At 69.2% G+C, this 24,205-nt stretch carries 24 protein-coding genes and 1 pseudogene; 9 read left to right on the top strand and 16 right to left on the bottom strand.

The features are described 5' to 3' along the window. Positions 1 to 31: 31 nt before the first annotated feature. Entirely contained in the window at positions 32 to 829 is a 798-nt protein-coding gene (locus ACH4TV_RS06215) for a sugar phosphate isomerase/epimerase family protein (RefSeq protein WP_398395390.1), read from the top strand. A 54-nt stretch (positions 830 to 883) separates the two neighbouring features. Here ACH4TV_RS06215 and ACH4TV_RS06210 read toward each other — a convergent pair whose 3' ends face one another. The 8 genes from ACH4TV_RS06210 to ACH4TV_RS06175 form a co-directional block, all read right to left on the bottom strand. Beyond that, positions 884 to 1,912, bottom strand: coding sequence for a hypothetical protein (locus ACH4TV_RS06210; protein ID WP_398394689.1), 1,029 nt, complete (start codon positions 1,910 to 1,912; stop codon positions 884 to 886). After that, entirely contained in the window at positions 1,912 to 3,339 is a 1,428-nt protein-coding gene (locus ACH4TV_RS06205; RefSeq protein ID WP_398394687.1) for a cytochrome P450, read from the bottom strand. Before ACH4TV_RS06205 ends, ACH4TV_RS06210 begins: the two co-directional genes overlap by 1 nt. Before the next feature lie 20 nt (positions 3,340 to 3,359). Continuing rightward, entirely contained in the window at positions 3,360 to 4,100 is a 741-nt protein-coding gene (locus ACH4TV_RS06200; RefSeq protein ID WP_398394685.1) for a class I SAM-dependent methyltransferase, read from the bottom strand. Positions 4,101 to 4,207: 107 nt separating this feature from the next. Beyond that, entirely contained in the window at positions 4,208 to 5,590 is a 1,383-nt protein-coding gene (locus ACH4TV_RS06195; protein WP_398394683.1) for an NAD(P)/FAD-dependent oxidoreductase, read from the bottom strand. After that, the gene (locus ACH4TV_RS06190) at positions 5,583 to 6,116 is read right to left on the bottom strand and encodes a flavin reductase family protein (RefSeq protein ID WP_398394681.1); all 534 of its coding nucleotides are present in this window, start codon (positions 6,114 to 6,116) and stop codon (positions 5,583 to 5,585) included. The genes ACH4TV_RS06195 and ACH4TV_RS06190 overlap by 8 nt, the downstream gene beginning before the upstream one ends. After that, on the bottom strand, positions 6,109 to 6,597 hold the full coding sequence (locus ACH4TV_RS06185) for an SRPBCC family protein (RefSeq protein WP_398394679.1): 489 nt from the start codon (positions 6,595 to 6,597) through the stop codon (positions 6,109 to 6,111). The genes ACH4TV_RS06190 and ACH4TV_RS06185 overlap by 8 nt, the downstream gene beginning before the upstream one ends. Positions 6,598 to 6,661: 64 nt before the next feature. Further along, on the bottom strand, positions 6,662 to 7,633 hold the full coding sequence (locus ACH4TV_RS06180) for a bifunctional lysylphosphatidylglycerol flippase/synthetase MprF (RefSeq protein ID WP_398394678.1): 972 nt from the start codon (positions 7,631 to 7,633) through the stop codon (positions 6,662 to 6,664). Then, the gene (locus ACH4TV_RS06175; protein ID WP_398394676.1) at positions 7,617 to 8,105 is read right to left on the bottom strand and encodes a hypothetical protein; all 489 of its coding nucleotides are present in this window, start codon (positions 8,103 to 8,105) and stop codon (positions 7,617 to 7,619) included. Before ACH4TV_RS06175 ends, ACH4TV_RS06180 begins: the two co-directional genes overlap by 17 nt. On the opposite strand from ACH4TV_RS06175, the gene ACH4TV_RS06170 reads away from it, so the two are divergent. Further along, complete coding sequence (locus tag ACH4TV_RS06170; protein WP_398394674.1) at positions 8,004 to 8,396, top strand: DUF6083 domain-containing protein; 393 nt, start codon at positions 8,004 to 8,006, stop codon at positions 8,394 to 8,396. The two genes, ACH4TV_RS06175 and ACH4TV_RS06170, sit on opposite strands and share 102 nt — an antisense overlap. Here the strand turns inward: ACH4TV_RS06170 and ACH4TV_RS06165 are convergent. Continuing rightward, a pseudogene (locus ACH4TV_RS06165) lies at positions 8,337 to 9,157 on the bottom strand (DUF4386 domain-containing protein). The gene ACH4TV_RS06170 and the pseudogene ACH4TV_RS06165 overlap by 60 nt on opposite strands. A gap of 83 nt (positions 9,158 to 9,240) precedes the next feature. Between ACH4TV_RS06165 and ACH4TV_RS06160 the strand changes: the two are divergent. Next, a complete protein-coding gene (locus tag ACH4TV_RS06160) occupies positions 9,241 to 10,584 on the top strand; it encodes an ABC transporter substrate-binding protein (protein WP_398394672.1) in 1,344 nt (447 codons plus the stop codon). After that, positions 10,563 to 11,168, top strand: a complete 606-nt coding sequence (locus ACH4TV_RS06155) for an alpha/beta hydrolase family protein (protein WP_398394670.1) — start codon at positions 10,563 to 10,565, stop codon at positions 11,166 to 11,168. Before ACH4TV_RS06160 ends, ACH4TV_RS06155 begins: the two co-directional genes overlap by 22 nt. Before the next feature lie 148 nt (positions 11,169 to 11,316). On the opposite strand, the gene ACH4TV_RS06150 is transcribed toward ACH4TV_RS06155, so the two are convergent. Next, entirely contained in the window at positions 11,317 to 11,541 is a 225-nt protein-coding gene (locus ACH4TV_RS06150; protein ID WP_398394668.1) for a DUF397 domain-containing protein, read from the bottom strand. After that, positions 11,528 to 12,352 (bottom strand): Scr1 family TA system antitoxin-like transcriptional regulator, encoded by an 825-nt coding sequence (locus tag ACH4TV_RS06145; protein ID WP_398394666.1) that lies wholly within the window; start codon positions 12,350 to 12,352, stop codon positions 11,528 to 11,530. Before ACH4TV_RS06145 ends, ACH4TV_RS06150 begins: the two co-directional genes overlap by 14 nt. Before the next feature lie 140 nt (positions 12,353 to 12,492). Here ACH4TV_RS06145 and ACH4TV_RS06140 point away from each other — a divergent pair, with 140 nt between their 5' ends. The 3 genes from ACH4TV_RS06140 (at position 12,493) to ACH4TV_RS06130 (ending at position 13,941) form a co-directional block, all read left to right on the top strand. Continuing rightward, positions 12,493 to 12,702 (top strand): hypothetical protein, encoded by a 210-nt coding sequence (locus ACH4TV_RS06140; protein WP_398394664.1) that lies wholly within the window; start codon positions 12,493 to 12,495, stop codon positions 12,700 to 12,702. After that, positions 12,699 to 13,028, top strand: a complete 330-nt coding sequence (locus ACH4TV_RS06135; protein ID WP_398394662.1) for a hypothetical protein — start codon at positions 12,699 to 12,701, stop codon at positions 13,026 to 13,028. Before ACH4TV_RS06140 ends, ACH4TV_RS06135 begins: the two co-directional genes overlap by 4 nt. Before the next feature lie 265 nt (positions 13,029 to 13,293). After that, complete coding sequence (locus tag ACH4TV_RS06130) at positions 13,294 to 13,941, top strand: dihydrofolate reductase family protein (RefSeq protein WP_398394660.1); 648 nt, start codon at positions 13,294 to 13,296, stop codon at positions 13,939 to 13,941. 34 nt (positions 13,942 to 13,975) lie between these two features. Here ACH4TV_RS06130 and rbsD read toward each other — a convergent pair whose 3' ends face one another. The 5 genes from rbsD to ACH4TV_RS06105 all read right to left on the bottom strand — a co-directional run bounded on the left by rbsD (position 13,976) and on the right by ACH4TV_RS06105 (position 20,208). After that, positions 13,976 to 14,371, bottom strand: a complete 396-nt coding sequence (rbsD, locus tag ACH4TV_RS06125) for a D-ribose pyranase (protein WP_398394658.1) — start codon at positions 14,369 to 14,371, stop codon at positions 13,976 to 13,978. Further along, positions 14,368 to 15,276 carry a ribokinase gene (locus ACH4TV_RS06120; protein ID WP_398395388.1) on the bottom strand — a complete coding sequence of 303 codons (909 nt, stop codon included), beginning with the start codon at positions 15,274 to 15,276 and terminating at the stop codon, positions 14,368 to 14,370. Before ACH4TV_RS06120 ends, rbsD begins: the two co-directional genes overlap by 4 nt. Positions 15,277 to 15,445: 169 nt before the next feature. Further along, positions 15,446 to 17,404, bottom strand: coding sequence for a substrate-binding domain-containing protein (locus tag ACH4TV_RS06115; protein ID WP_398394656.1), 1,959 nt, complete (start codon positions 17,402 to 17,404; stop codon positions 15,446 to 15,448). After that, entirely contained in the window at positions 17,394 to 18,944 is a 1,551-nt protein-coding gene (locus ACH4TV_RS06110) for a sugar ABC transporter ATP-binding protein (RefSeq protein ID WP_398394654.1), read from the bottom strand. The genes ACH4TV_RS06115 and ACH4TV_RS06110 overlap by 11 nt, the downstream gene beginning before the upstream one ends. Before the next feature lie 214 nt (positions 18,945 to 19,158). Beyond that, positions 19,159 to 20,208, bottom strand: coding sequence for a LacI family DNA-binding transcriptional regulator (locus ACH4TV_RS06105; RefSeq protein ID WP_398394652.1), 1,050 nt, complete (start codon positions 20,206 to 20,208; stop codon positions 19,159 to 19,161). Positions 20,209 to 20,366: 158 nt separating this feature from the next. Here ACH4TV_RS06105 and ACH4TV_RS06100 point away from each other — a divergent pair, with 158 nt between their 5' ends. Together ACH4TV_RS06100 and ACH4TV_RS06095 are read left to right on the top strand one after the other, a co-directional pair. Continuing rightward, positions 20,367 to 22,631, top strand: coding sequence for an ATP-dependent RecD-like DNA helicase (locus ACH4TV_RS06100; RefSeq protein WP_398394650.1), 2,265 nt, complete (start codon positions 20,367 to 20,369; stop codon positions 22,629 to 22,631). A gap of 214 nt (positions 22,632 to 22,845) precedes the next feature. Then, positions 22,846 to 24,144: a citrate synthase gene (locus ACH4TV_RS06095; protein ID WP_334593822.1), complete on the top strand. Its 1,299-nt coding sequence runs from the start codon at positions 22,846 to 22,848 to the stop codon at positions 24,142 to 24,144. The last annotated feature ends 61 nt before the right edge of the window (positions 24,145 to 24,205 follow it).

The raw sequence follows: 24,205 nt of genomic DNA, 5'->3' as shown, positions 1-24,205 counted from the left end.
CGCGGATCTCTCGCGCTTCAGCATCAACCAGATGACGGTGAAGCAACTGTCACTGCCCGAACTGGCCGACGCCTGCCTGGAGTTGGGCGTCCCAGGCGTGGGCCTGTGGCGGGCACCGGTCCAGGAGTACGGCGTCGAGGCGACGGCGAAGCTGCTCCGCGACGCGGGCCTCGCCGTCACCACCCTCTGCCGGGGCGGCTTCTTCACGGCGATCGACCCTGCCGAGCGTGCGGAGGCCCTGGCCGACAACCGCCGGGCGATCGACGAGGCGGCGACCCTCGGCACGGACACCCTCGTCCTGGTGTCGGGCGGGCTGCCGGCCGGCTCGAAGGACCTGCGCGGCGCCCGGGAGCGCATCGCCGACGCGCTCACCGAGCTGGGCCCGTATGCCGAGTCGCACGGTGTGCGCCTGGCGATCGAGCCCCTGCACCCCATGTACGCGTCCGACCGCTGTGTGGTCTCCACGCTCACCCAGGCCCTCGACCTGGCGGAGCGCTTCCCCGCCCACCAGGTCGGCGTCGCGGTGGACACGTACCACATCTGGTGGGACGACAACGCGCCCGCGCAGATCGCCCGCGCCGGCGCCGGTGGCCGTATCCACACCTTCCAACTCGCCGACTGGACCACTCCGTTGCCGGAGGGTGTCCTCAACGGCCGCGGTCAGATCGGTGACGGTTCGATCGACATGCGGGAGTGGAAGGCGTACGTCGAGGCCGCCGGTTACACCGGTCCCATCGAGGTCGAGCTGTTCAACGACGGCCTGTGGGCCCGGGACGGGCGCGAGGTGCTCGCGGAGACCGCGGCGCGGTTCGTGGAGCACGCGGCGTAACGGTCGCGGGTCCGCGGTCGCGAGAGCCGCGCGTGAGGGGACACGGGGGTGTCCTCACGCGCGGATCTCGATGCCGTGGGAACGGTCGTCGGTGAGGATCTCCATCAGGGCGCGGTGCTCGGTGCGCAGCCGGTCGACCTTGCCGGTGACCTTGTTGCGCACCTCCAGCTCACAACCGGTGATCTTGGTGTTGAGGCAGTGCTTGATGCCGCCGGGCGGGTTGTAGTAGTTGAGCCCGACGAACTGTTCCCGGGCCGCCAGGAACCGCCCGCTGACCGTGACCGCGTCGTCCCCCGTGCTGAAGTCCCAGTGGAAGTAGCCGAATTGGGCCTTCGCGGTCAACGCCCGCCGCATGGACACCAGTTGGTACTCGCGGTCGTCGTGGCGCAGGACGAGGAAGGTCGCCATCGGGGTCCGTACCGGGCCGATCTTCGCGCGGGCGGTGACGATCTCCAGGAAGCTGTCCGGGGCGTCGTCGAACCCGGCGACCTGGCCGAAGGCGTAGTAATCGGTGTGCTGGCTCCCCCAGTTGTGATTCTGGCTGCCGGTCCAGCCATCCACCTCGACCGTCTCCCCGTCGACGGTGAGGGAACCGTCGAAGCGCGCGAGCGGCATCCCGACCAGGCTCTTGGCCTTGGGGAAGCCACCGGCGTACATCTTCGGCGGCAGCAGGAACAACGGCGGCTCGTCACCCTCGTACGTCAGGTTCCAGGCGATGCTGCCGCTCGGGCCCGTCGCCTCGCCCTTGAGGCGGCCCGGTTCCAGGACCCGGTCCCCGACGCGCGCGCCGAACGCCCCGCGCCGGAAGTCGCACTCCGCGATCGGGTACTCCTCCTTGGCGACCGTGTGCCGGCCCGTCACCCCGTCGAAGTACACCGCCCACAGCTCGCCGATGGCCGCCTCCGGCATCCCGGCCGGGCTGAAGACGGTGTACCGGATCCAGAAGGCGCGCGGCTCCGTGGGGTGGTTTCCGCGCTGATAGAAGCTCTCGTAGTGGCCCTGCGGCCGGGCCGGGTCGTACTGGACCGTGTTGAGCGGCAGGGTGTGCGGGTCGGTGTGCGGATCGTCCCGGCGCGTCACCATCAGAGGCTCCCCATACGTTGTTGACGTTGTTGTGGGCGGCGGTCGTGCAGGGTCATCACCATGCCGTAGCGGGGGCGCAGGGTGATCGTCGCGTGGTCGACGACCCGGTGGGACGGGACGTGCCGGAACTCGTAGCGCTGCAGCAGCGCGGCGAGCAGGAGATGGGCCTCCATGAGCGCGAAGTGCTTGCCGATGCAGAGGTGCGGCCCCGCGCCGAAGGGCAGATAGGCGAACCGGTGCCGCTTCCCCGGCGCCCTGCCTTTCCCTGCGCGGAAGCGGTCCGGGTCGAAGCGCTCGGGGTCCGTCCAGTGGGCCGGATGACGGTGGATGTTGTGCAGGTTGACCAGGACGCGTGAGCCCGCCGGCACCCGGTGGCCGCCCAACTCGACGTCCTTCAGGGCCAGTCGGGGCACGATCGGCGCCGACGGATACAGCCGCAGCGACTCCTCGAAGACCTGGAGCGTGTACGGCATGGCGCGCAGGTCCTCGACGGTGGGCAGGCGTCCGCCCAAGGCACCGTCCACCTCGCGCTGCACGGCCGCCAGGACGTCACGGTGCCGGGAGAGGAGGTAGAAGGTCCAGCTGAGGGTGACCGCCGTCGTCTCGTGACCGGCGGCGAACGTGGTGATCACCTCGTCGCGCAGCTGGCGGTCGTCCATGCCCTTGCCGGTGTCCTCGTCCCGGGCGTCGAGCAGCATGTCCAGCAGATCACCGCGCCGGGTGTTTGGCGCGTCCGCGTTCTCGGCCCGGCGTTCGCGGATGATCCGGCAGATCAGGTCGTCGATGCCGTCCATGACCTCACGGAAGCGCCGATTGCGCGGGGTCGGCCAGTGCGTGGGCGGGCTGAAGGGGTTCTGGAGGCGGTCGAACGCGAAGTTGATCGCCACCTCCACCGCGTCCGGGCCGAGCTCGCCCAGCCCCTCGGTGATGTCGGTGCTGAACATGCACCGGCTGACGATGTCGAGCGTCACCCGCATCAGCTCGGTGTGCAGGTCGACGGCGTCACCGGTGCGGTAGGTGGCCGCCAGGTGGGTCAGCTGGTCCTCGACCGAGCCGGACATCGTGCGGAACATCGAGGTGAGCGCCTGTTTGCTGTAGATCGGCTGCATCATGCGCCGGTTGGTCAGCCAGCTCTCGTGGTCGTCGCCGGTCAGCAGGCCCTCGCCGAGCACCAGGCGCAGCGGGTTGTCGGGGCCGAGCTTGCCGTAGGCGGCACTGTCGGTCAGCACCTCCCCGGCCAGCTCCGGGCTGGACACACCGTGTACGGAGACCGGGCCGAGCCGGTAGCGCACGAGGTCGCCGCCCTCGTGCCAGCCGTCGCGCATCGCGGCGAGGATGTCCCGCCGGAAGGCCGGCACACTGCCGAGCACCGGCAGCCCGCGCACCTCGGGAGCGGTGGCGGCCCGATCGCTCGCCCGATCGCTCATCCGGCTGTTCGTTCGGCTGCTCATTTGCTGCCGAGGGCGCAGACCCAGCCCAGGGAGCGGCGGGGCTCGGCGACGAAACGGGTGTCCTTGAAACCGGCGACGTCGAGCATCTCCGCGAGGTCGGCACCCGACAGGATGCGCAGCCCGTCCCGCTCGGACCGCTCGGTGAAACGCCGCCCGAAGAACCGCTGGGTGAGCGTCGGTACGGCCGCCGCCTCCCGGCTCATCTCCAGGGTGACGGCCAGCCGGCCGCCGGGCTTGAGCACCCGGTACGCCTCGGCGAGCCCGCGCAGCGGATCCGGCCAGAAGTAGAACGTCTCGATCGCACTGACCCGGTCGAACACACCGTCCTCGTACGGCAGTTGACCGACGTCCCCGTGCCGGATCGCCACCCGCCCCGCACCGATGGCGGCGGCGTTGCGCCGCACGGCCTGGCGGACCATGGTGGCCGAGTGGTCGAGCCCCGCGACGAAGCCCAACTCGGCCCGCCGGGCGAGCAGTTCCACGGCCATCCCACTCCCGCAGCCGAGGTCGAGCACACGATGGGTACGGCGGACGTCCAGATGCTCCGCCGACCACTGGGTGAGCCCTCGATGCTGCACGGTCATCAGATGCCCGACCAGGGCCCCCGGTGCACCCACCGGACGCCGGAAGTTCTCCTGCAGCAGCTGGTAGGGACCTCTGGCCCTCGTGCCGGTCCTCTTCATGTCAGCGCTCTGCGTGCCGGTGCTCTGCCTGCCGGTGTTCTGCGTGCCGGGCATGGGCTTCCCCCCTCTTTTCCTCGGTCTCCACCAGGTTTTACGATCTCCCGCTCAGGCGTCCCTCGCGCGGATTTGGGCCGATTCGGGTGGCGACTCGGACGCCAGTGTCAGTGCCCACGCCGCACCCCGCGGTCCAGCCGGTCCAGATAGCCGCGCAGGAGCCACCGCCCCGGTCCGCCGAGCGGCATCCGGGGCCCGGTGGAACGGTGCCAGGGCAGCTCCCCGTTCCCCTCGCGCCCCTCCGGCCCGTCTCCGGCCAACTGCCGTGCCACATACGCCCCGTGGGCGACGGACAGGGCCAGCCCGTGACCGCAGCAGCCGCCGATGAACCACATCCCCGGGGCCCCGGAGAGCGGCCCCACGACGGGCAGGTCGTCGAGGGTGACGCCGATACGGCCGGTCCAGTGATGGGTGACGGTGGCGTCGGCGAGGAGCGGGTGCAGGCCCCGCATCCGCTCCGCCAGCCACCCCCAGGTCGCCCGGCGCCTCTCCTCGTCCCGCCGAGCCCTCGCCCCGCCCGTCTCATCCCCCGGATCCGGCAGCGAGGCCCGCCCGCCGCCCAGCACCAGACGCCCGTCCGGTGTCAGCCGGAAGTACGGGGCCAGCCGCGCCGCGTCGATCAGCGCGGCCCCCGACGCCTCCCCGAGCGCCTCGCGCACCGCCGGTTTCAGCGGCTCGGTGGCGATGGCGTGCACCTCCAGCGGGGCCACCGTGCCCACCGGGAGACCGAGTGCCCCGGCCCCGCCGTTGACGGCGAACACCCCGGCGCCGGTACGGAGTTCACCGCGCGGGAAGAGCAGCCGGGCGCCGCCGGTGCCGGTGGCGTGCCAACCGACGACAGGGGACCGCCCGTACAGTCGCGCCCCGCCGGCCACGCAGGCACGGGCGAGGGCGGCGGTGAGCAGGGCGGGGTCCAGAGTGGCCGCCTGCCGGTGGAGCAGCCCGGCCTGGCAGGGCACGTCGATCCGCTCGCGCACCGCGGCCGCCGACAACGGCGGTACGTCCAGGCCGAGGGCGCGGTAGGCCGCCGCCTGTCCCGACAGCCGGGCGAGTCCCTGCGGTGAGCGGGCGACGACCAGCTGCTCGCCGGTGCGTACGGGCACGTCCAGGGTGCGGCACAGTTCCAGGGCGCCGGCCACCGCGTCCTCACTGGCCCGGTGCATACGACGGGCCGTGTCCGGGCCGTGGCGGCGGATCGCGCGGTCGACGGGCGGACCGGCCCGGGGGCCGAGGAGTCCGGTGCCGTGGCCGCTGGCGCCGGCGGCGGGATGGCCCGCGTCGACGACGGCGACATCGGCTCCGGGTGCGTACCGCAGCAGGTGGTAGGCGGTGGAGAGGCCGGCCAGACCGGCGCCGACGACGGTGAAATCGGCGCTCACCAGGCCCCGTAGAGAAGGGAGTTGATGATCCTCGGGGCGCCCGCCACGCCAGGGCGGAGCCACCGTGACGGGTACGTCCAAGGGGGCGTCGTGCGACTGCCGCTCACCCATGGAACGCCTCGCCCCCCTGCCCATGGAAACCGCGGTCGTACCAGAGCAGCGGATGGCCGGTGCCGGTGTGGGCGGCGAGCACCTCGCCGACGACGAGGTGGTGGTCGCCGTAGGGCCGTATGTCCGTCACCGCGCAGACGGACCAGGCGAGGGCGTCGGTGCGGACGGGGACGCCGTGGACGTACTCGGTGTTGTCAGCGTGCTCCTCGCCGAAGCGGTCGGCGGCGGTGGCGAGGGGGTCGGCGCAGCGCTCGGCCCAGGGGCGGTGCCGTTCGTCGAGGACGTGGAGGGCGAAGGAGCCGCGGTGGCGGAGCGCGGCGAGGGTACGGGAACCGTTGGCCAGACAGAGCGACATCAGGGGCGGGGAGGCGGAGACGGCCGCCGCCGAGGAGACGGTCGCGCAGACCGGCCGGCCGTCGGCACCCCGGGTGGTCACGACACACACTCCGGACGCCAACTTGGCGTACAGGTCGAGACATTGGGCGACACCCGGTCGCGTTGCCAGGGACGACACCGGGTCAGCCATGCCGGGAGGCGGTGAGGTCCATGGGGGCCATGGGAGTCACGCTGCCCATGAGCCCTTCGAGGATGCGCAGGATGTTGTCCCGCAGCGTGCTCTCGGCGACCGGATCGAGGATCTCCGCCAGGGACGGGATACCGAGGTCGAACACGGACCGGAAGGTGACCACCGTGGCGGCCGTGCCGTCCTCCTCCCGCTCCTCGCACACCCAGGAGCCGTGGAAGACCTCGAAGTCGCCCTTGATCTGCTCGAACTCGACGGTCAGCGTCTCCGGGACGAACCGGTCGCGTTCGCTCCACCGCATCAGCCCGTTACGGAAGACGACAGTCCAGTCCGACCGGATCGACCCGTCGCCCTCCGGCAGATGCACGACGACCTCGTTCACCTTGTCGGTCAGCTCGGGATAACGGCTGAAGTCGCAGATCAGCTCGTACGCCTGACGGGCCGTACGCTCCTCGACGACCACCTGGACGATTACCTCACGCATACGCGGTGTACTCCATTCCGTAAGGAGGTGATGGGGCAACGGGGCAATGGTGTGATGGGGCGATTCAGAGAGCGTTGGTCGCCCGCCCGAGCCGCCACAACGCGCCGGGCCGTACCCCACCCTGAAAGGCGATGTACTCGGGCAGCACGACATGAGGCGCCCATTTCTCCTTGTATTCGAGCTGGGCGGCGGCGGGATAAACCCGCTCCCCGTGCTCGCCGAGAAAACGCACGACACGCGCCACCATTCCACTGCCACCCGGCACTTCACGTTCCGGATCGAGCCCGACGAAGGGAGTGAATCCGAAGTGCAGCCACTCACTCCCCTCTCCGGTCATCCGCTCGATCGCGGTCGAGTTGAGGAGTTCCATGGTCCCGGGCGGGGCGTCGGCGCGGCGCCGGCTGAGATCGTGCAGCCAGCCCGGACGGCTGCCGAAGGCGGGGGAGTAGCTGATGTATCCCACGATGCGCCCGTCGACGGTACCGGTGAAGACCCGCTGATGCTTCTGCTCGGGCCCGCCGCGCTCCCCGACGAGAAACCGAAGCTCTTTGGTGTGCTTGCCTTTCCCGCGCAGCCATTCACGGTCGAGGAGGTCGAGCTCGTCCGAAGCGGCTGAGGGGGCGGCCTCGCTCACCTCCACCCCCGCACGCCGGGCCCGCGAGATCTTGTTCCGCAGCCGAACGAACGGCGACCCGCGCAGCGTGAACCGCGCCAGATCGACGGCGTACGAGGCCCCCATCTGATTCACGGTGAACCCGCGCGACGAGTACAACAGGGCGTCTTCCGCCTGGAGTTGTACGGCGATGACGCGCCGTCGCCAGGCCGCGGCCCGGTCGAGGAAGGCGTCCAGCAGCCCGGCCCGGTCGTCGGGGGCGGCAAAGGGGCCGCCGAGCTGGAGGAGATGACGCCCCGCCGGACGAAAGGCACAGACGCCGTCGTGCCGCTCGTCGAGGAAGAACTCGTTCCCGCTGTTGAGGGCGAGAAAAGCACTGGGATTGTCGGCGTGGGCCGACACCAGATCAAACGCGGACGGCATCGCGCTCCTTCTCGTCGTAAGCCCGCTGAGATGTCTGCCGGAATGTCTGCTGGAATGTGTCGAAGTCCGGGTGGGTGGACGGTTCGAAGGACACACCGAAGGGTTTCAGGGTGTTCCCGAAGACGGCCCGGTCGCCCATGAGATGAATCGGCAGCGCGAGCAACGCCCATTCCGCACCGACCAGCCAACTCCACACTCCCGCGAATACAGCCCAAGTGACCAGCGAGTGCATCAGGTTGTAGGCGACGTAATAACCGCGCCCGATGCGCCCGCCAGGACTTCGCCGATAGGCGATGGCGCCCGGTATGTACCCGATGAGATCGATGACGAGGAACAGTGAGACGAAAAGCCACCAGCGGATCTCGGAAAGATGCGCCAGAGCGGCGGCGACGGAGACACCAAGGGCGACCGACCACTCAAGTCGGAGAAGCCGAGACGTGGTTCTGGTGTCGAAGAGATTCCTGGCATCCACAAAAGCCCCCGTACACCCGGAGTGAGACATTCTCACCTGTCTTACGGCCCGGGGGTGGAGCGTCCCTCGCGGAAATATCGGATCGAGGACCGTGGCCGGAGAACCGTACGGTTCCTGCCCGCCTGTAGGATCGATGAAGCTCCGCAACGCCGCCGCCACACCCACACGGTCCCGGTCGGGCAGCGCCGGCGCGTCGCCCCGGACGGCTCCGCCGTCAAGCTCGGGTCGGCCTCACCGACGGACACCTGCCGGATCAGTCACTTCTCCAGCTGCCCGGGACGCGGCGCCTGAGCCGGGCCCGAACCCCCTGGCGATCAGCCACCCGGCCAGCCCCAGCTCCCAGGCGAACACCGGGAGCGCGGCGGCCGACCCCGCCACGGAGAGCTGCGCGTAGGCCCCGAACATCACGGCGACGGCCGAGGCGCAGATCAGCGGCCCGCCGACCAGCCCGAGTACGGCGATGAAGCGCGGCACGAGCCCTGCGCGGTACGCCAGGTGACAAGCAGGACGGTGTTCAGGCCGAGGGTGATGTTGGGCCCGAGCAGGAACGTCCAGTCGTGCACGGCCGCCAGCGCGACGTCGGCGCCGGCCGCCGCCCCCGCGTCCCGCCGCAGGGTGACGAGCGCCAGGACGGCGACGATCCCGAGGGCGATGACGGCCGCCTCCAGCAGCCGCCCGAAGGCGTACCCGAGCGCGAGCCCCTCGCCGTGGCGCCGCAGGACGGGGAACAGCGCCGCCCCGGTACCGGCCACCGCCACCACCAGCACCACCTCGCAGAGCACCCCGAGCAGCGCCCGCGTGTCGGCGCCCTGCGCGAGCCGGCCGTCCGCCGCGTCCAGCAGGGGGCTCGATCCGCCAGCGGGCTTTCGGCGTGTTTGGTCCCGGGTCAGGTGCCGCGCCAGTTGGGGGTGGCTTCGCCGATATGCCGCATCCCCTCCCTCACAGATCCATGGCCATTTTCTGCCCCACAGGTCCAAGTCGAACTCACGGGTTTTGTCAGACGCGTTGACGAATCGCCTATCTGCTTTTAGCTTCAACTCGCCACGTTTCATATGTCATATATGAGACGCGGTATGCCGTATGCGACGGACATCTGCCCTGGGCAGGGGCTGTTCAGAGGAAAAGAGGACCCATCATGCGTTCCCGCACCCGCAAGGGCACCCGCCGATCCGCCCCGACAGCCATCATCCTGACCGCCCTCCTCGGTCTCACCGCCACCGCGTGCGGTGACAACGGCTCCGGCATCGCGGGTGGGGAGGGCGGCGGCAAGGGGACGATCACCTTCTGGGACAACAACACGGCCGTCCGCCGCGACATCTGGCTGGAGATCATCAGGGACTTCGAGAACGAGTACCCCGACATCAAGGTCCAGTACGTCGGCGTTCCCGCCGAGAACGCCCAGTCGAAGTACGACACCGCCATCCAGGCCGGCGGCCTGCCGGACGTCGGCTGCGTGGGCGCCGCCATGCTCGCCGGGATCGCCGCGCAGGACGTCCTGGAGCCGCTGCAGGACCGGCTGGCCGAGAGCCCGCTGGAGGGCGGGCTCAGCGAGAGCATGCTCAAGTCGACGGCCTCGGCGGGCGGCACCTCTCAGCTGTTAATGGTCCCGACGTCCGCGAACAACGGTGTCATGTACTACCGCACCGACCTCTTCAAGGCCGCCGGCCTGGACGCGCCGACCACCTGGAACAAGTTCTACGAGGCGGCGGACCGCCTCACGTCCAAGGACAAGAACCGGTTCGGCTACACCATTCGCGGCGGCGTGGGGTCCATCGCCCCGGCCCTGGACGCGATGTACGGGCAGAGCGGCATCGAGTCCTTCTGGAACGCCGACGAGACGAAGACCACGGTCAACGATCCGAGGAACGTCGCTGCTCTCGAGAAGTACACGGCCCTCTACAAGAAGGTGACGCCGGCTGCCGACGTCAACAACAACTTCACGCAGATGGTCGCCCAGTGGGACAGCGGCCAGATCGGCATGCTCAGCCACAACCTGGGCTCCTACCAGGACCATGTGAAGGCCCTCGGCACCGGAAAGTTCCGCGGCCTTCCGAACCCGAAGGCCGCGGACGGCAAGCGCGTCCAGGTGTCCAACCCGATCGACGGACTGTCGATCTTCAAGACCAGCACCAAGAAGAAGGCCGCCTGGAAGTTCATCGAGTACGCCTCCTCCCACAAGGCGAACTCCAAGTTCAACGAGTCCGCGGGCCTGATCCCGGCCAACAACGCGGCGGCCAAGGACGCCTGGATCGAGAAGTCCGAGCCGACACGCCTGGCCGCCGAGGCGCTCAACTCTCCCACCACCACGATTGTTCAACTGCCGTACTACCTGCCGGACTGGAACACGATCTCCAAGGCCGACAACGAACCCGCCTTCCAGAAGGTCATGCTCGGAAAGACCAGCGCGAAGAACTTCCTGGACGACCTCGCCGACCAGCTCAACACCGCGCAGGCCGAGTGGAAGCAGCGGAACGGCTGACGCGCGATCAGGAGCCGAGCGTGATGCCGGCGGCGACGGGCAGGTGGTCGCCGCCGGTGGCGGGCAGCGTGACCGAGCATCGGCTGGACCCGGAGAAGATCGCCGTTGTAGGTCACAGCCTGGGGGGCTTCGCAGCATTGATGACCGCCGCCGTGGATTCGCAGGTGTGCGCCGTGGCCTCTGTCGCGGGCTTCGACCTCGGTGCGGTCGGGGCCAGATGCCGGACGGACCCCGTAGTCCGGGCCGCGTTCGTGACGGCGTTTGAAGGTGAGTTGCTTCCGCTGCAGGGCACGAGCGGGGAGGCACTGGTGTTGGAGATTGAGAGCGCGGGAAGCGAATGGAGCCTTGCGCGACTGGCCCCGCGACTCGCGGATCGGCCAGTACTTCTGGTTGGTACAGGTCGGGATGACGTGACCCCGGTCCAGATCCACCATGAACCCGTGGTCACCGCGTACCGGACGTACCCGGTTCCCCGTCTCGAACATCGGGTCTTCATGACAGATCACTCTCTGTCCGACCATCGCGTGGCGCTGGCCAGGGCTGTGATCGACTTTCTGGACCGGAGCGTGGGTGTAACGCGGTAGCGGCAGCCCGACAACAGCAAGGGATGCGGTACGAAGGGCGGACGCACCACGCAAAGCGCGGAACCCGCAGCCAAGGAAGAACCCGGGGAGTCGACCTCCCCACTGCTCTCGCCGTTTGGCAGGCAGCATGAGGGATCAGTTACCGACCTCAGACGGCGATGCCACCGTCCTTGACCGAACCGACGAACGCTGTCCAGCCACCCACCGAGAACACCAAGGCAGGACCGGCGACGGTCTTGCTGTCACGGACGGGTACACCGGCGTGGCCACGGGCGACTTCGAGGCATTCGCCCTGGTTGCCGCCGCTGTAGCTGGACTTGAACCATCCGGTGAGGGCGGACGAGTCGAGGACGGTGTGCTCACTGCTGACCATGTGCGTGTTCCTCCGCTGCCGCCCTGACGAGGGCCAGTGACTCTTGCTGCGACAATGCGTCGCTCAGCGCAAGAGCGTAGGCCGTCTGGCTGGCGGTCACCAATGCCGGATCGTCCATCAAGTTTCCTGTGAGGAAGCCTTCGGCGTAGGCCACCGGGGCGGAGTCCTCGAAGCTCATGAGTGTGAGCAGACTTTGCTGGAGTGGATGAGCGCCGACGCTGTGCGGCAACACGTGCAGGCGCAGCCGTCCGGACTCAGCCAGGTCTGCGATCTTGTGCAGCTGCTCGGCCATGGCCTGGTAGCCGCCGACCCGGCGTCGCAGGACCGTCTCGTCGAGGAGCGTCCAGACGACAGGATTCGACGGGCCGTCCAGAATCCGGGCACGCTCTGTTCGGATGACGACTTCCCTGTCAAGTTCCTCGCGCGTGTAGTTGGGCCGGTACGCGCTGAATACTGCCCGCGCGTAGGCAGGGGTCTGGAGCATTCCGGGAACCAACGTGAGCGCGAACTGCTGGATCAGCGTGGCTTGTCGCTCCAACTCGGCGGCCACAGCGAAACAGTCGTCGTACTTACTGTCCAGATCCTCAAGCCACCGCGCGAAGAACCCGTCCGTTCCCAGCGCCCTGTCGATCCGCCGCGCGTCATCCGGCTTCGGGAGCCGTCGGCCCGCCTCGTAGTGGCTGATCAGTGTGGGCGAGCACACGACCTGGTCGCCCAGTGCCTCCTGCGTGAGTGAGGCCGCGGTGCGCCGCAACCTCAGTTCCTCTCCGTACTTCTCACGCGGCGTACGAGGCTTGAGGTTTTCGTCCATGCGGCCAACTCCCTTTCCTGACGTACCCGATGTCAACCCTCAGGTACTGGAAGCGTAGCCACCACTGACCCCACTGTGTGAGGAGATCGCCACAGAACGCAGTCGTCGCAGGTGAGCGGCAGAGTAGAAAGCAGGCCAACGTGATCAACCTGATCGCCCGGCTCCTGGAGCCGTTCCTGAGTCTCCTTCTCCCCGCCGGAGGGAAGCGGCGCCGGTGCCCGTACGCCTATCCGTACTCGTGCGACTACGTCGGCGGCCCGACCACCCACCGTACGGGCGAGCGCCCGCTGAGAGGCGAGGACAGTCCACTCGTCCGCCCCTACCTGCTTGCGCACGAGGCGAGCGCATGAGCGATGCGCGACCGTACGACTCCTTGGCGGGGCGCCTGTTGCCCTGGACCGGCACGGCAGGCAACCCCTGCTACGTCGTGGGCGACGGCAGCGGATACGTCTCACGCCTCGCCGATCAGATCGAGAGCGTCCAACTCGGCATGGCGGGCGACCTGTTGGGCCACGCCACCGAACTCCTCGCGGAGCAGAACGCCACCGGCGGCGAGCTGCGCTACCTCGCCAACCGGCTCACCGAGGCTCTGCGGGACGTGAAGCGAGTCGCGGAGAGCAGGGGAGCGAGGCTCATGCCTAGCGCCTCGGCGCCGGACGACGACGAGGCGTTGTAGCCGCGAGTCGCGGAGCCGCCGAAAAAATCTTGGCCCCCTGTACAACCCTCCCCCCACCTCGCCGGTCGTACTAGGCGTCAGGGCTTCTGGAGGGGGATCTGGGGGGATCGCGGGGGTTCTGATATGGAGGGGAAGCCGAGGGGGCCGGGTCGACGGACCGGGCCCCCTCGAAGCTGTTCCCGGCCTACCTCGTATCCCGTTCCGGTGGCGCACGGCCCGGCGGTCCGGGGAGACTGGAGGGGCGGAGACAAAGGAGGCGTCACCCATGTCACTCGCCCGCGTCCACAACTTCACGATCTCGCTCGACGGCTTCGGCACCGGCGAGGGGCTGACCCGTGACGCGCCATTCGGCCACGCCGGCGAGCGGCTGCACCAGTGGATGTTCACTACCCGGTTCTGGCACGAGATGACCGGCCGGCCGGGCGGGACCGGCGGCATCGACGACGCCTTCGCACAGCAGTTCGCACCCGGGGTCGGCGCCGAGATCATGGGCGCCGGGAAGTTCGGCCCGCCCGGCTGGCACGAGGACCCGGAGTGGAAGGGGTGGTGGGGGCCCAACCCGCCCTTCCACACACCGACGTTCGTCCTCACCCACCACCCGCGTCCGCCGATCGAGATGGAGGGCGGCACGACCTTCCACTTCCTCGACACGTCGCCCGCCGAGGCGCTCGAAACGGCCCGCAAGGCCGCGGACGACCAGGACGTACGCATCGGCGGCGGCCCCACCGTCGTCCGCGACTTCCTCGCCGCCGGACTCATCGACCACCTGCACGTCGTGGTGGTCCCGGTGCTGTTGGGCCGGGGCGTACGCCTCTGGGACGGCCTGGAGGACATCGAGAAGGACTACGAGGTCGAGGCCACGTCCTCGCCCACCGGGGTCACGCATGTGACATTCACCCGAGCGGCCCGCTGAAGCGCCTCACACACGCCTCGACTCGGAACTCGACTCAGAAAAAGACCCCGCACCGCAGCAGCACATTCGCGTACGGCCGCGCCTCCCCCGTCCGTACGACCAGCCGCGCCCCTGCCGACAGCTCCTTGAGCCGCTCGTGCGGGACGAGCGTCAGGTCGGCGTCCGGGAAATGCCCCTCCAGCAGCTCCGCAGCCCCCGGATTCGCCCCCCGTACCTCCGTCGCCGCTGTGGCCCCCTCCACCACCAGCTCCGTCAGCAACCCGTCGAGCACCTCCGCGAAGGACGGCACCCCGGCCCTGAACGCCAGGTCCACGACGCGCGGCCCGGCCGGGATCGGCATACCGGCGTCGCACACCAGCACCCCGTCCCCGTGGCCCAACTCGGCCAGCGCGCCCGCGAGATGACGGTTCAGGATTCCGCCCCGCTTCACAGAGACTCGACCTCCGCCGCCGTGGGGAAGGACTCCTGAGCGCCCGCCCGCGTCACCGCGACCGCGCCCACCCGGGCCGCGTACGCCGCCGCCTGGGCCAACGACTCGCCCGTGCCCAGCCGCCACGCCAGCGCGGCGGTGAACGCGTCGCCCGCCCCCGTCGTGTCGACGGCCTCCACCGGCACCGACGGCACCCGCACCCGCTCCCCGGCCCGTACGGCGACCAGCGCGCCCTGTGCGCCCAGCGTGATGACGACCGAGCGCGGCCCGAGCGCGAGCAGCGCCTTCGCCCAGTCCTCCGGCGAGTCGCCCAACTCGGCGTCCGCACCGGCGATCACCCGTGCCTCGTGCTCGTTCACGATCAACGGGTCGCAGGCCGCCAGGACTTCGCGGGGCAGCGGCCGGGGCGGGGACGGGTTCAGTACGAAGCGGCCCTCGGGAGCCAGGTTCCGTACGACCTCCACGACCGACTCCAGCGGAATCTCCAACTGCGCCGACACCACCCGCGCCGCCTGGAACAGGCTCCCGGCGGCCCGGATGTCCTCGGGCACCAGCCGTCCGTTCGCCCCCGGCGACACCACGATGCTGTTGTCGCCCGACGGGTCCACCGTGATCAGCGCGACCCCTGTCGGCGCCCCGCCGACCAGGACGCCCACCGTGTCGACGCCGGCCTCCCGGATCGAGTCGAGCAGCAGGCGTCCGTGGCCGTCGTTGCCGACCCGCGCGAGCAGCGCCGTACGGGCTCCCAACCGGGCGGCGGCGACAGCCTGGTTGGCGCCCTTGCCGCCCGGGTGGACGGCCAGGTCGGAACCGAGCACCGTCTCTCCGGCTGCGGGCCGCCGCTCGACCCCGATCACCAGGTCGGCGTTGGCCGATCCCACGACCAGCAGGTCGTAGTCGTACATGAACAGTCTCCCCATACATGTCAGTTGTACCGGTAGGCCGACCGTCAGTCGGTCAGTCGGACAAGTTGCTCGGTCTGCCGGTCCGGCGGCGGGGCAGGCCGGGCAGCCTCGACAAGAGGCGCCCGGCCCTTCCAGCTCTCCCTGCTGTCAGCTTGCTCAGCCGCCGAACTCAGCCGCCGAACTCCGCCACGTTCTCCTTCGTGACCACCTTCACCGGCACCATCACCGTCTTCTCGACGTCCTTGTCCTCGGCGGCCCGCAGCGCGTTCTGCACCGCGATCTTCCCGAGTTCCTTGGGCTGCTGGGCGACCGACGCGAACAGCGAACCGTCCGCGACCGCCTTCAGTCCGTCGGGCGTGCCGTCGAAGCCGATCACCTGGACCGACGTGCCGGCCTTGGAGCCCAGTGCCTTGATCGCGCCGAGTGCCATCTCGTCGTTCTCGGCGAAGACACCGGTGATGTCGGGGTTGGCCTGGAGGAGGTTGGTCATGACGTCGAGGCCCTTGGTGCGGTCCCAGTCGGCGGGCTGCTTGGCGACGACTTTGATGCCCGGGTAGGCCTTCAGACCCTCGGCGAATCCGGCGCCGCGCTCCCGGCTGGCGGAGGTGCCCGCCTGGCCCTGGAGGACGACGATCGTGCCGTTGCCGCCCAGCTTCTCGGCGAGCGCCTTCGCCGCCAGCACACCGCCGGCCGTGTTGTCGGAGGCGACGAGCGCGGCGGTGTCCGCGTTGTTGACCGACCGGTCGACCGCGATGAGCGGGATCCCGGACTTGTTGACCGACCGCGCCGCCGGGCCCGTCGCGTCCGAGTCCACCGGGTTGACGATGATCGCCCCGAGGCCCGAACTGGTGAAGTTCTCCAGCTGGTTGGCCTGCTGGGAGGCGTCGTTCTGGGCGTCCGTGACGGTCAGGTCCACGCCGAGCTTCTTGGCCTCGGCCTGGGCACCGGCCCGGATCTGCACGAAGAAGGGGTTGTTCAGCGTCGACAGCGACAGGCCCACCTTCTGGGCCGACGCGGACGACGAACCGCTGTGCAGCAGGGACGTGGCGCCCACGATCGCCGTCGCGACGACAGCGGCGAGTACGTACGTCAACGCCTGCTTGCGCCGGTCGCCGCCACCACCGGACGCCCCGGCCGGAGCCACCGTCGCCCCGCTCTTCCTCCTGACCGTGTCGAGCAGCACCGCCAGCGCGATCACGACACCGATGACGACCTGCTGCCAGAAGGCGGACACAGAAAGGAGGTTGAGGCCGTTCCGCAGCACCGCCAGGATCAGCGCACCGATCAGCGTCCCGGACGCCTTGCCGGTACCACCCGCCAGCGAAGCCCCACCGATGACCACTGCCGCGATGGCATCCAGCTCGTACCCCTGCGCGGCCTGCGGCTGCGCGGAGGACAGCCGCGACGCGAGCACGATGCCCGCCGCCGCCGCGAACAGCCCCGACAGCGCGTAGATCGCCAGCTTCTGCTTCTTCACCCGCAGCCCGGACAGCCGGGCCGCCTCCTCGTTGCCGCCGATCGCGTACATGGAGCGACCCAGATACGTACGCCCGAGAATGAACGCCGTGATGAGGCCCATCGCCACCATCACCAGCACGGGTACCGGCAGCCAGCCGCCCAGCGTGTCACCGAGGTGCGAGACCGAGTCGGGGAACGCGATCGGCGAACCCTGCGAGATCACCAGCGACAGCCCGCGCCCCACCGACAGCATGGCGAGCGTCGCGATGAACGGCGGCAGTTTGCCGTACGAGATCAGGAAGCCGTTGACCAGGCCGCACGCGATGCCGGTGAGGACAGCCAGGACGACCGCTATCGGGACCGGTACGCCCTCCGAAGTCGCCGCCCAGGCAAGGACGGTGGCCGACAGGGCGGCGACGGAACCGACCGACAGGTCGATGCCCGCCGAGACGATCACGAAGGTGACGCCGAAGGCGAGAACGGCGGTCACGGCCGCCTGGACGCCCACGTTGAGCAGGTTGTCCGTCGTCAGGAAGTCGCCGGACAGCGCCGACATGGCGATGACGAGGACGATGAGCGCGGTCAGCGCGCCGTTGTCGAGCAGCACGCGGCGCAGGCCGCTCGTGGCGCCACTCGCGCCCGTAGTTCTCTTGAGCGTGTCAGTGGCCACGAGAGCCCTCCACAGCAGTAGTTCCGGTAGTTCCAGTGGTTCCAGCAGAGGTGTTCGTGCTGACGGCGAGTGCCATCACGGAGTCCTGGGTGGCCTCGGCGGCCGTGAGCTCACCGGCGATCCGGCCCTGCGCCATCACCAGCACCCGGTCGCTCATACCGAGCACCTCGGGCAGATCGCTGGAGATCATCAGTACGGCGGCACCGGCGGCCGTCAGCTCGTTGATCAGCTGGTAGATCTCGACCTTGGCGCCGACGTCGATACCGCGCGTCGGCTCGTCGAGAATCAGCACCTTGGTGTTCGCGAGCAGCCACTTGCCGATGACGACCTTCTGCTGGTTGCCACCGGAGAGCGTGCGCACATGCTGACCGAGGCCCGCCATCCGTACGCCCAGCTGCTCGGCGACCTTCGCGGCGGCGGCCCGCTGCCCCTTGAGGTCGACCAGCCCGCCCCTGGTCGCGGCCCGCAGGGTGACCAGGCCGAGGTTCTCCTCGACGGAGGCGTCGAGCACCAGCCCCTGCCCCTTGCGGTCCTCGGGCACGAGTCCGATCCCGGCGGCCATGGCGGCACCGACATCGTTCCCGCGCACCACAGTGCCCGCGACGGACACGGACCCCTTGTCGTACGGATCGGCGCCGAACACCGCGCGCACGACCTCCGTACGCCCGGCGCCCACCAGCCCCGCGATCCCGACGACCTCACCGGCCCGCACCTCGAAGCCGATGTCGTGGAAGACACCGCCCCGGGTGAGCCCCTCGACCTTCAGCAGGGCAGCCCCGGCATCGGCACGCTCACGCGGGTACTGCTGTTCGATCGACCGCCCGACCATGAGCCGTACGAGCTCGTCCTCGGGCGTGTCGGCGGGCACCTGCCCGACGCTCCTGCCGTCGCGGATCACCGTCACCCGGTCTCCCAGGGCGGCGATCTCCTCCAGGTGATGGGTGATGAAGACGATCCCGACGCCGTCCTCGCGCAGCTGCCGCACGATCACGAACAGCTTCTCGACCTCCTCGGAGGTGAGGACGGCCGTCGGCTCGTCCATGATCAGGACGCGCGCGTTCAGGCTCAGCGCCTTCGCGATCTCGACCATCTGGAGGCGCGCGATACCGAGTTCACGCACCCGCGCGCGCGGAGACACGTTCACGCCCACGCGCTCCAGGAGTACGGCGGCCTCGGCCTCCATCCGCTTCCGGTCGATCATCCCGTAGCGGCGCGGCTGGCGCCCCAGGAAGATGTTCTCGGCGACCGTCAGATCGGGTACGAGGTTGAACTCCTGGTAGATGGTGGCGATCCCGAGGCGCTCGGAATCCTGCGCCCCGTGGATCCGGGTCTCCTCGCCGTCGACGAGGATCCGGCCGGCATCGGGGCGGTAGGCGCCGGAGAGCATCTTGATGAGGGTGCTCTTGCCCGCGCCGTTCTCACCGAGCAGTACGTGCACCTCGCCCCGGCGCAGGTCGAAGTCGACGCTGTCGAGCGCGACCACACCGGGGAAGGACTTCCGTATGCCTTCGATGCGCAGCAACTCGTCCGGGCCGCTCACCGGGAACCTCCAAAGACGCCCCGGCCTGCAGATCGGGAAAGGCAAGCTGTAGGCGGCGCGTAGCGAGAACCAAGCACGTGCTGTCTCCTTGATCTTGATTCAAGATCCCGGGCTGGTTCCAACCCGGCTGGTGTTGATGGGGTAAGACCTGGCTGTTCGCTGAGCAGCGGGGCAACCTGAGCCAGGAATCCCCCTGCTTGAGCCGGGGGAGGGTTCAAGACTGGCTCCTGTTCGTGGAGTTCTCGGAGAGGGCCCTGGCGGATGCTCCGTCGGGGTTCTCACCGCAGGACCGCCGTACGACGAGCCGCGCGGGCAGCGTCACCGACTGCGGAGGCCGCCCCTCGATCAGGTCGACCAGCGCCCGGACGGCGGCCCGCCCCAGCTCACCGGTCGGCTGCGCGATGGCCGTGACCGGCGGATCGGTGTGCACGAACCACGGGATGTCGTCGAAGGCCGCGAGCGCGATGTCCTGCGGAATCCGCATCCCACGCGCGCGTACGGCGTCCAGCGCGCCCAGTGCCATCAGGTTGTCGGTCGCGAAGACGACCTCGGGGGGCTCGGCCAGGTCGAGGAAGGCGTCCGTCGCGCGGCGCCCGCTCTCGGCCTGGAAGTCGCCCTGCCCTATGTAGGCGTCGGGGAGCGGGAGCCCGTACTCGGCCAGGGCCTCCCTGAAGGCCTCGACGCGCTCGCTGCCCGTGGTGGTGGCCGCCGGGCCCGCGATGATCGCGAGCCGCCGGTGGCCGAGCCCGTGCAGGTGGGCGACGAGATCCCGGATCGCGGGGCGCCCGTCCGCCCGTACGACCGGCACGTCCAGGCCCGGGATCCAGCGGTCCACGAAGACCATCGGGGTGCCCCCGCGCACGGTGTCCATCATCAGCGGGGAGGCGCCGTCGGTGGGGGAGACGAGGAGGCCGTCGATACGGCGGTCCAGCAAGGTCCGTACGTGGTGGTCCTGGAGCTCGGGGCGTTCGTCGGCGTTGCCGATGATCACGCTGTAGCCGAGGGCGCGGGCCTCCTCCTCGACCGAGCGGGCCAGGGTCGTGAAGTAGGGGTTCATGACGTCGCTGATGACCAGGCCGAGGGTGCGGGTCTGGTCGGTGCGCAGGGAGCGGGCGACGGCGTTCGGGCGGTAGCCCAGCGCCGCGACGGCGGTCAGCACGCGCGTGCGTGCGTCCTCGCTGACCGACGGATGGTCGTTCAGGACCCGCGACACCGTGGCGACGGACACGCCCGCCTCGGCGGCGACGTCCTTGATGCTCGCCATCGCCCCACCTCCTCGTGGAATCGATTACATCGACATGTACGGAGGATTGGAATCGATTACAACGGAGTTAATCAACCCCTGGACCGCATCCCGAGACCGGATCGTGATGGAAGGCCCGCCCGGGACGGCCTGTCAGTGCCGGGCGGTAGCGTCGGATCATGTCGAATCAGGCGGGCGGTCCGAAACAGGCGGGGAGCGGGGAACGGCACCTGGCCGTCCTCGAAGGCGTCCTGGAGCGGATCACCTACGCCAACGAGGAGAACGGGTACACGGTCGCCCGGGTCGACACCGGTCGCGGCGCCGGTGACCTCCTCACCGTCGTGGGCGCGCTGCTCGGCGCCCAGGCCGGCGAGTCCCTGCGCATGGAGGGCCGTTGGGGCTCCCACCAGCAGTACGGCAAGCAGTTCACCGTCGAGAACTACACGACTGTCCTGCCCGCCACCATCCAGGGCATCCGCCGCTATCTCGGCTCGGGCCTCGTCAAGGGCATCGGCCCGGTTTTCGCCGACCGGATCACCCAGCACTTCGGCCTGGACACCCTGCGGATCATCGAGGAGGAGCCCAAGCGGCTCATCGAGGTGCCGGGCCTCGGCCCCAAGCGCACCAGGAAGATCGCCGACGCCTGGGAGGAGCAGAAGGCGATCAAGGAGGTCATGCTCTTCCTCCAGACCGTCGAGGTCTCCACGTCCATCGCCGTGCGCATCTACAAGAAGTACGGCGACGCCTCGATCTCCGTCGTCAAGAACGAGCCCTACCGCCTCGCGTCCGACGTCTGGGGCATCGGCTTCCTCACCGCCGACAAGATCGCCCAGTCCGTCGGCATCCCGCACGACAGCCCCGAGCGCGTCAAAGCAGGCCTCCAGTACGCCCTTTCGCAGGCCACCGACCAGGGCAACTGCTACCTCCCCGAGGAGCGGTTGATCGCGGACGCGGTGAAACTCCTCCAGGTCGACACGGGCCTCGTCATCGAGTGCCTCGCCGAACTCGCGGCCCCTCCCGAGGAGGGCGAGGACCCCGGTGTCGTACGGGAGAAGGTCCCCGGCCCCGACGGCGACTCGGAACCCGTGACCGCCGTCTACCTCGTCCCCTTCCACCGCGCCGAACTCTCCCTCTCCGCCCAGCTGTTGCGCCTCCTGCGCACCGGCCAGGACCGGATGCCCGTCTTTCGTGACGTGGCCTGGGACAAGGCACAGGCATGGCTCAAGGGGCGTACGGGGGCCGATCTCGCCCCCGAACAGGAGGCGGCCGTCCGCCTCGCGCTCACCGAGAAGGTCGCCGTCCTCACCGGCGGACCCGGCTGCGGCAAGTCCTTCACGGTCCGCTCGATCGTGGAGCTGGCGCGCGCCAAGAAGGCCAAGGTCGTCCTCGCCGCCCCGACCGGCCGCGCCGCCAAACGCCTCGCCGAACTCACCGGCGCCGAGGCCTCCACAGTCCATCGCCTCCTCGAACTGAAGCCCGGCGGCGACGCGGCCTACGACAAGGACCGCCCGCTCGACGCCGACCTGGTGGTCGTGGACGAGGCCTCGATGCTGGACCTGCTCCTCGCCAACAAGCTGGTGAAGGCCGTACCGCCGGGAGCGCACCTGTTGTTCGTCGGAGACGTGGACCAACTCCCCAGCGTCGGCGCGGGCGAGGTGCTGCGCGACCTGCTGGCCGACGGCAGCCCGGTCCCGGCGGTCCGCCTCACCAAGGTCTTCCGCCAGGCCCAGCAGTCGGGTGTGGTGACGAACGCGCACCGGATCAACTCCGGGCAGCATCCGCTCACCGACGGCATGAAGGACTTCTTCCTCTTCGTCGAGGACGACACGGAGGAGGCCGGCCGGCTCACTGTCGATGTGGCTGCACGCCGAATTCCGGCCAAGTTCGGCCTCGATCCCCGGCGGGACGTGCAGGTCCTCGCACCGATGCACCGGGGCCCGGCCGGCGCCGGCAACCTCAACGGCCTGCTCCAGCAGGCGATCACCCCGGGCCGCCCCGACCTCCCCGAGAAGCGGTTCGGCGGCCGGGTCTTCCGCATCGGCGACAAGGTCACGCAGATCCGCAACAACTACGACAAGGGCGAGAACGGCGTCTTCAACGGCACGGTCGGCGTCGTCACCTCGCTCGACGAGGTGGAACAGCGCCTGACCGTACTGACGGACGAGGACGAGGAAGTGCCGTACGACTTCGACGAGCTGGACGAACTCGCCCACGCCTACGCCGTGACGATCCACCGCTCCCAGGGCAGCGAGTACCCGGCGGTGGTCATCCCGGTCACCACGGGCGCGTGGATGATGCTCCAGCGCAACCTGCTCTATACGGCGGTCACCCGGGCGAAGAAGCTGGTCGTGCTGGTCGGTTCACGCAAGGCGATCGGCCAGGCGGTGCGCACGGTGTCGGCCGGACGGCGTTGTACGGCACTGGACTTCCGGCTGCGGTCCTAGCGATCGCGAAAAATGATCGATCAAATGAGTCACAAAGGTCACACAGCACTTCCGGAACCAGGGCGAAGAGGGGCAGGATGATGAGGTTGGCGGCACTCAGTGCCGCCAATAGGCCCAACGGCCGACCCCGAGTGCACTCTCCTGCGCCAAATGGGGGATGGTAGAGACAGTCAGGGCACCTCGAAGAAGAGGCACAACGTCGGTGAGGGATGACGTGAGCGAGCACACCAACAATGCTGTAGTACTGCGGTTCGGCGACGGCGAGTACACCTACCCGGTGATCGACAGCACCGTCGGCGACAAGGGCTTCGACATCGGGAAGCTCCGCGCTCAGACCGGTCTGGTGACGCTGGACAGCGGCTACGGCAACACGGCCGCCTATAAATCCGCGGTCACCTATCTCGACGGTGAGCAGGGGATCCTCCGGTACCGCGGCTACCCGATCGAGCAGCTGGCCGAGCGCTCCACCTTCCTTGAGGTGGCGTTCCTGCTGATCAACGGCGAGCTTCCGACCGTGGACGAGCTCTCCGTGTTCAAGAACGAGATCACGCAGCACACCCTGCTGCACGAGGACGTCAAGAACTTCTACCGCGGCTTCCCGCGCGACGCGCACCCGATGGCGATGCTGTCGTCGGTCGTCTCGGCACTGTCGACCTTCTACCAGGACAGCCACAACCCGTTCGACGAGAAGCAGCGCAACCTCTCGACGATCCGGCTGCTCGCCAAGCTCCCCACGATCGCGGCGTACGCGTACAAGAAGTCGATCGGTCACCCGTTCGTCTACCCGCGCAACGACCTCGGTTACGTCGAGAACTTCCTCCGCATGACGTTCTCGGTGCCGGCGCAGGAGTACGACCTCGACCCGGTCGTCGTCTCCGCCCTCGACAAGCTGCTGATCCTGCACGCCGACCACGAGCAGAACTGTTCGACGTCGACGGTCCGTCTCGTCGGTTCCTCGCAGGCCAACATGTTCGCGTCGATCTCGGCCGGCATCTCCGCGCTCTGGGGCCCGCTGCACGGCGGCGCCAACCAGTCCGTGCTGGAGATGCTGGAGGGCATCAAGGCGAACGGCGGCGACGTCGACTCCTTCATCCGCAAGGTGAAGAACAAGGAGGACGGCGTCCGCCTGATGGGCTTCGGCCACCGGGTGTACAAGTCCTTCGACCCGCGCGCGAAGATCATCAAGGCTGCCGCGCACGACGTCCTCTCGGCCCTCGGCAAGTCCGACGAGCTGCTGGACATCGCGCTCAAGCTGGAGGAGCACGCGCTCTCCGACGACTACTTCGTCTCGCGCAACCTCTACCCGAACGTCGACTTCTACACGGGCCTCATCTACCGCGCGATGGGCTTCCCGACCGAGATGTTCACGGTCCTGTTCGCCCTCGGCCGTCTCCCGGGCTGGATCGCCCAGTGGCACGAGATGATCAAGGAGCCCGGATCCCGCATCGGCCGCCCGCGCCAGATCTACACGGGCGTCGTCGAGCGTGACTTCGTCCCCGTCGAGCAGCGCTGAGCGCTCCGCGGGAAATGCGGTACTGAAGCTGCGGGTCTGTCGTGGTGGGTCGCGCCCACAC

The organism is Streptomyces sp. NPDC020898, assembly GCF_044333925.1.
In the GTDB taxonomy this organism is placed as follows: domain Bacteria; phylum Actinomycetota; class Actinomycetes; order Streptomycetales; family Streptomycetaceae; genus Streptomyces.
Note: the sequence above shows the minus strand (reverse complement) of the source record. Positions and strands in the feature narration are given on the sequence as shown.

Bases quoted from the DNA above. Each gene is read 5' to 3' on its own strand.
- ACH4TV_RS06215 (WP_398395390.1), top strand. From the start codon at position 32: ATGACGGTGAAGCAACTGTCACTGCCCGAACTGGCCGACGCCTGCCTG.
- ACH4TV_RS06210 (WP_398394689.1), bottom strand. From the start codon at position 1,912: ATGGTGACGCGCCGGGACGATCCGCACACCGACCCGCACACCCTGCCG.
- ACH4TV_RS06205 (WP_398394687.1), bottom strand. From the start codon at position 3,339: ATGAGCGATCGGGCGAGCGATCGGGCCGCCACCGCTCCCGAGGTGCGC.
- ACH4TV_RS06200 (WP_398394685.1), bottom strand. From the start codon at position 4,100: ATGCCCGGCACGCAGAACACCGGCAGGCAGAGCACCGGCACGCAGAGC.
- ACH4TV_RS06195 (WP_398394683.1), bottom strand. From the start codon at position 5,590: ATGGGTGAGCGGCAGTCGCACGACGCCCCCTTGGACGTACCCGTCACG.
- ACH4TV_RS06190 (WP_398394681.1), bottom strand. From the start codon at position 6,116: ATGGCTGACCCGGTGTCGTCCCTGGCAACGCGACCGGGTGTCGCCCAA.
- ACH4TV_RS06185 (WP_398394679.1), bottom strand. From the start codon at position 6,597: ATGCGTGAGGTAATCGTCCAGGTGGTCGTCGAGGAGCGTACGGCCCGT.
- ACH4TV_RS06180 (WP_398394678.1), bottom strand. From the start codon at position 7,633: ATGCCGTCCGCGTTTGATCTGGTGTCGGCCCACGCCGACAATCCCAGT.
- ACH4TV_RS06170 (WP_398394674.1), top strand. From the start codon at position 8,004: ATGCGCCAGAGCGGCGGCGACGGAGACACCAAGGGCGACCGACCACTC.
- ACH4TV_RS06160 (WP_398394672.1), top strand. From the start codon at position 9,241: ATGCGTTCCCGCACCCGCAAGGGCACCCGCCGATCCGCCCCGACAGCC.
- ACH4TV_RS06150 (WP_398394668.1), bottom strand. From the start codon at position 11,541: ATGGTCAGCAGTGAGCACACCGTCCTCGACTCGTCCGCCCTCACCGGA.
- ACH4TV_RS06145 (WP_398394666.1), bottom strand. From the start codon at position 12,352: ATGGACGAAAACCTCAAGCCTCGTACGCCGCGTGAGAAGTACGGAGAG.
- ACH4TV_RS06135 (WP_398394662.1), top strand. From the start codon at position 12,699: ATGAGCGATGCGCGACCGTACGACTCCTTGGCGGGGCGCCTGTTGCCC.
- ACH4TV_RS06130 (WP_398394660.1), top strand. From the start codon at position 13,294: ATGTCACTCGCCCGCGTCCACAACTTCACGATCTCGCTCGACGGCTTC.
- ACH4TV_RS06120 (WP_398395388.1), bottom strand. From the start codon at position 15,276: ATGTACGACTACGACCTGCTGGTCGTGGGATCGGCCAACGCCGACCTG.
- ACH4TV_RS06105 (WP_398394652.1), bottom strand. From the start codon at position 20,208: ATGGCGAGCATCAAGGACGTCGCCGCCGAGGCGGGCGTGTCCGTCGCC.
- ACH4TV_RS06100 (WP_398394650.1), top strand. From the start codon at position 20,367: ATGTCGAATCAGGCGGGCGGTCCGAAACAGGCGGGGAGCGGGGAACGG.